This is a genomic window from Streptomyces hilarionis, assembly GCF_024539675.1.
Taxonomy (GTDB): Bacteria; Actinomycetota; Actinomycetes; order Streptomycetales; family Streptomycetaceae; genus Streptomyces; species Streptomyces hilarionis.
Map to the genome: position 1 here is coordinate 1 of NZ_JAHHIT010000292.1, position 4,706 is coordinate 4,706.

General features: G+C 71.6%; 5 protein-coding genes. 3 read left to right on the top strand and 2 right to left on the bottom strand.

The window, feature by feature from the left end; all coding sequences use genetic code 11:
- Positions 1-187: 187 nt before the first annotated feature.
- From KMS84_RS37835 to KMS84_RS37845, 3 genes are read left to right on the top strand one after another with little or no spacing between them, the layout of a single operon-like run.
- Positions 188-712 (top strand): PadR family transcriptional regulator, encoded by a 525-nt coding sequence (locus KMS84_RS37835; RefSeq protein WP_256921091.1) that lies wholly within the window; start codon positions 188-190, stop codon positions 710-712.
- The gene (locus KMS84_RS37840; protein WP_256921092.1) at positions 709-1,398 is read left to right on the top strand and encodes an ABC transporter ATP-binding protein; all 690 of its coding nucleotides are present in this window, start codon (positions 709-711) and stop codon (positions 1,396-1,398) included. Before KMS84_RS37835 ends, KMS84_RS37840 begins: the two co-directional genes overlap by 4 nt.
- Positions 1,395-3,734 (top strand): ABC transporter permease, encoded by a 2,340-nt coding sequence (locus KMS84_RS37845; RefSeq protein WP_256921093.1) that lies wholly within the window; start codon positions 1,395-1,397, stop codon positions 3,732-3,734. The genes KMS84_RS37840 and KMS84_RS37845 overlap by 4 nt, the downstream gene beginning before the upstream one ends.
- Before the next feature lie 61 nt (positions 3,735-3,795).
- On the opposite strand, the gene KMS84_RS37850 is transcribed toward KMS84_RS37845, so the two are convergent.
- A complete protein-coding gene (locus KMS84_RS37850; RefSeq protein ID WP_054242616.1) occupies positions 3,796-4,224 on the bottom strand; it encodes a hypothetical protein in 429 nt (142 codons plus the stop codon).
- 4 nt (positions 4,225-4,228) lie between these two features.
- On the bottom strand, positions 4,229-4,615 hold the full coding sequence (locus tag KMS84_RS37855) for a roadblock/LC7 domain-containing protein (protein ID WP_256921094.1): 387 nt from the start codon (positions 4,613-4,615) through the stop codon (positions 4,229-4,231).
- Between the last annotated feature and the right edge of the window lie 91 nt (positions 4,616-4,706).

Below are 4,706 nucleotides of genomic sequence, written 5' to 3' on the forward strand. Positions count from 1 at the left end.
CCCGGCGCCCGACGACCCCGGCCGCCCGCACCCGTACCCGGTGCGGGCGGCCGCGCACTCCCCGCGACCGGCGGGGCCTGTAGCGAAACGGTGACAATCGACCGCCACCTGCACGGCCGTACCCACCGCTGCCACCTGCGCACTCCGCGTATACACAGCGGGTATACACCGCATGTACAGTCCTCGCATGTCCATCGGTCACACCCTCCTGGGACTCCTGGAGTCCGGGCCCCGTCACGGTTACGACCTCAAGCGGGCCTTCGACGAGAAGTTCGGTCACGACCGGCCGCTGCACTACGGCCAGGTCTACTCGACGATGTCGCGTCTGCTGAAGAACGGACTCGTCGAGGTCGACGGCGTCGAGACCGGCGGCGGTCCCGAGCGCAAGCGCTACGCCATCACCGACGCCGGGATCACCGACGTCGAGCAGTGGCTCGCCACGCCCGAGAAGCCCGAGCCGTACCTCCAGTCCACGCTCTACACGAAGATCGTCCTCGCGCTGCTCACCCACCGCGACGCCGCCGACATCCTCGACACCCAGCGCGCCGAGCACCTGCGCAGCATGCGCATCCTCACCGACCGCAAGCGCCGGGGCGATCTCGCCGACCAGCTGATCTGCGACCACGCGCTGTTCCATCTCGAAGCCGACCTGCGCTGGCTGGAGCTCGCCGCCGCACGTCTCGACAAACTGAAGGCGGCGATGCACGCGTGAAGGCTCCCGGGGGATCCCTGCTCGTGGCCGAGGACCTGCGCAAGGCGTACGGCCCGACCATGGCGCTGGACGGCGCCGAGTTCTCCATCCACCCCGGCGAGGTCGTCGCCGTCATGGGCCCGTCCGGCTCCGGCAAGTCCACGCTGCTGCACTGCCTCGCCGGCATCGTGACGCCCGACTCCGGCTCGATCATGTACGACGGCCGCGACCTCGCCACGATGAGCGACGCCCAGCGCAGCGCGCTGCGCCGCTCGGAGTTCGGCTTCGTGTTCCAGTTCGGCCAGCTCGTGCCCGAACTGACCTGCGTGGAGAACGTCGCCCTTCCGCTGCGGCTGAACGGCGCCCCGCGCAAGCAGGCCGAGCGCACCGCCCTGGAGTGGATGAGACGCCTGGAGGTCGACGACCTCGGCAGGAAGCGGCCCGGCGAGGTCTCCGGCGGACAGGGGCAGCGCGTCGCCGTGGCCCGCTCGCTCGTCACCAACCCCAGGGTCCTGTTCGCCGACGAGCCCACCGGCGCGCTGGACTCGCTCAACGGCGAACGCGTCATGGAGCTGCTCACCGAGGCCGCCCGCACCGCCAACGCCGCCGTCGTCCTCGTCACCCACGAGGCACGGGTGGCCGCGTACTCCGACCGCGAGATCGTCGTCCGCGACGGCAGGTCCCGCGACATGGAGCGCGTCATATGAGTCTGCGCCAGTGGTCCCGGGACCTGGGGCTGGGGGTCCGGTTCGCCTTCAGCGGCGGACGGGAGGGGTGGATCCGGGCCGTCCTGACGGCCGTGGGCGTCGGCCTCGGGGTGGCCGTGCTGCTGCTGACGACCGCGGCGCCGAACGCGCTCGAGGTGCGCCACGACCGCGAACAGGCCCGCCTGGACTGGCAGTTCGGCGAACCGCCGGCGAAGTCCGACCGGACCCTGCTGATCGCGCAGTCCGACACGACGTTCCGCGACAAGGACATCCGCGGCCGGATGCTGGAGCCGGAGGGCCCGGACGCCCCGCTGCCGCCCGGCGTGAGCCGGTTCCCGGCCAAGGGCGACATGTACGTCTCGCCCGCGCTGAAGGAGCTGCTGGCCGCCGACGACTCCGCGCCGCTGCGGGAACGCCTGCCCTACCACGTCGTCGGCACCATCGGGGAGCGCGGCCTGGTCGGCTCCCAGGAACTCGCCTACTACTCGGGCGCCACCGGGCTGACCATGCACGTCAACGGCAGCGGGCCGGTGACCCGGCTGGAGACGTTCGGGGACCCGAACCCGTCGCACGAGAAGACCGACCCGGTGCTGCTCCTGCTGATCCTCGTGGTCATCGTGGTGCTGCTGATGCCCGTCGCGGTGTTCATCGCCGCGGCCGTGCGGTTCGGCGGCGAACGGCGCGACCGCAGGCTCGCGGCGCTCAGGCTGATCGGCTCCGACAGCCGGATGACCCGGCGCATCGCGGCGGGCGAGGCGATGGCCGGCTCACTGCTGGGCCTGGTCCTGGGCAGTGTGTTCTTCCTGGCCGGCCGCCAGTTCGCGGGCACCGTCGAGGTGGTGGGCGTGAGCGTGTGGCCCAGCTACCTCGACCCCTCCCCCGCGCTGGCCGCGGTGGTCGTGCTCGCGGTGCCGACGGCGGCGGTGCTCGTCACGCTCTTCGCGCTGCGCGGTGTGGTGATCGAACCCCTCGGCGTGGTGCGGACCGCCAAGGCCGCCCGGCGCCGCCTGTGGTGGCGGCTGCTGCTGCCGCTGGGCGGCATCGCGATGCTCTACCCGATGATCGGACAGGGCCACGAGAGCGGCGACTTCAACCAGTACCTGGTGAGCGGCGGAGTCATCCTGATCCTCGTCGGCATCACCGCGCTGCTGCCCTGGCTCGTGGAGGCGGTCGTGGCCCGGCTCGGCTCGGGCGGCGTCGCCTGGCAACTGGCCGTACGGCGGCTACAGCTGAGCAGCGGCGCCGCGGCCCGGATGGTCAACGGCATCGCGGTGGCGGTGGCCGGGGCGATCGCGCTCCAGATGCTGTTCGCCGGCGTGGACAGCGACTACACCAAGGCCACCGGCCAGGACGTCAGCCGTGCGCAGATGCAGGTCGGGGTGCCGGACGGCGCGCCGCTGGCCCCCACCGCCCGGAAGTTCGCCGACACCAAGGCCGTCCGCAAGGTGACGGCGCTGTGGGAGGGCTACCTCGGCGACTCCTCCTGGAAGACCGAGAACGGCCCGCAGACGCTCGCCGCGCTGGCCGTCGGCGACTGCCCGGCCCTGCGCGAACTGGCGAAGCTGCCCTCCTGCAAGGACGGCGACACGTTCGTCCTGGACGGCGGCGGGACCTCCGACGACGGCCCGAAGCTGAACGCGCCCGGCAAGAAGCTGTACTTCGAGCAGTCCTCCGACGACCACAGCCCGGACGTCCTGTGGACCGTGCCCCCGGGCGTCAAGCCGGCCCATTCCGTGAAGGGCCTGACCGACTGGGAGCGGGACGGCTTCCTGATGACGCCTGGCGCGCTGCCCCGGGCGGCCGACAAGCGGGTCAGCGGGGAGATCTACCTCGGGATCGACGAGTCCGTGCCCGACGCCTACGAGTACGCCCGCAACACGGCGTTCCGGGTGGACCCGCTGTCGCAGCCGATGAACTGGACGGCCACCCGGCAGGACACCAAGTTCCGTTCCATCCGCACCGGACTGCTGGTCGGCGCGGCCGCCGTGCTGGCGCTGATCGGGGCGAGCCTGCTGGTCTCCCAGCTGGAGCAGCTGCGCGAACGCCGCAAGCTGCTGTCGTCCCTGGTCGCCTTCGGCACCCGGCGCCGCACCCTCGGGCTGTCCGTGCTGTGGCAGACGGCGATCCCGATCGTGCTGGGGCTGCTGCTGGCCGCGACGGTGGGCATCACCCTGGGCGCGGTGCTGCTGCGGATGACGGACACGCCGGTGAACGTGGACTGGCCGAGCGTGCTGGCGATGACCGGCATCGGCGCGCTCGTCGTCCTCGTCGTGACGCTGCTGAGCCTGCCTCCGCTGCTGCGACTGCTGCGGCCGGACGGGCTGCGCACGGAGTAGCCGCCGCCCGCACGGGCGCCCCGGACGGCCCCTCCCCCGCTCGGGGAGGGGCCGTCCGCGTTCAGAGCTGGTACTCGCGCACCACCCTTCGCACCTGGGCGAACAGCATGCCCACGTTCACCGACTTGCGGCAGACGACCACGGCGACGACGTCCTGCTGCTCGGTCATCCGCACGAACAGATGAGTGAGGTTCTCGCTGTTGACGAGGATCTCCTGGAAGAAGTGGTTGTCGCTCTGGACGCCGCGACGCTCCTTGAAGACGTCCTCGATCATCACGACCGTGCGGCCCTGGAAGAGGTCGAGCGTCGCGCCCGCCAGCAGGTCCAGGACCTCGGGAGGGTGGTTGTCGACCGTCTCGTAGGACAGCAGCATGCCGGTCGACATGTCGACGACGCCGGAGGCGACGCAGTCGGGGGCATCCGTACGCAGTGACTTGACCAGGCCCATCACCTGATCGGAGAAACCGGGGGTCATACGCTTCGTCGCCATCCCTTCAGACTCCTTCGGCGGCTTTCTCGGTGAGGATCAGATCGATGCGGCGCAGGGCCGGCTGGGTCGCGGTGTGCAGGCGCTCCACGTCCATGCCCTCGTCGCCGAGCACGACCATCAGCGCGGTGTCGCCCACCGCGTAGAAGGCGGCGCAGCCGTGGCTGCCGTAGGCCACGGTGCGGTGCAGGGCGCCGCGGGCGGTCGCCTCGGAGGTGCGGCGGGCGAGGCCGAGGCCGGCCGCGGCGAGGGCGGCGAGGCCCTCGGGGTCGATGGAGTCGGCGGTGTCGGCGGCGATGAGCAGTCCGTCGGCCGCCGCCACCGCGGTGTCGGTGATGCCGGTCACCTGCTCGCGCAGGCCGCGCATCTCCCGCGCGAGGGCTTTGTGATCCATATGGGCAACTCCCCTGTCTGTGGTCGCATATGACCGTTCTTCTGTCCGTGGGGCCGGTGCGTGGGGCCGGTGCGTGGGGGCGGTGCGTGGG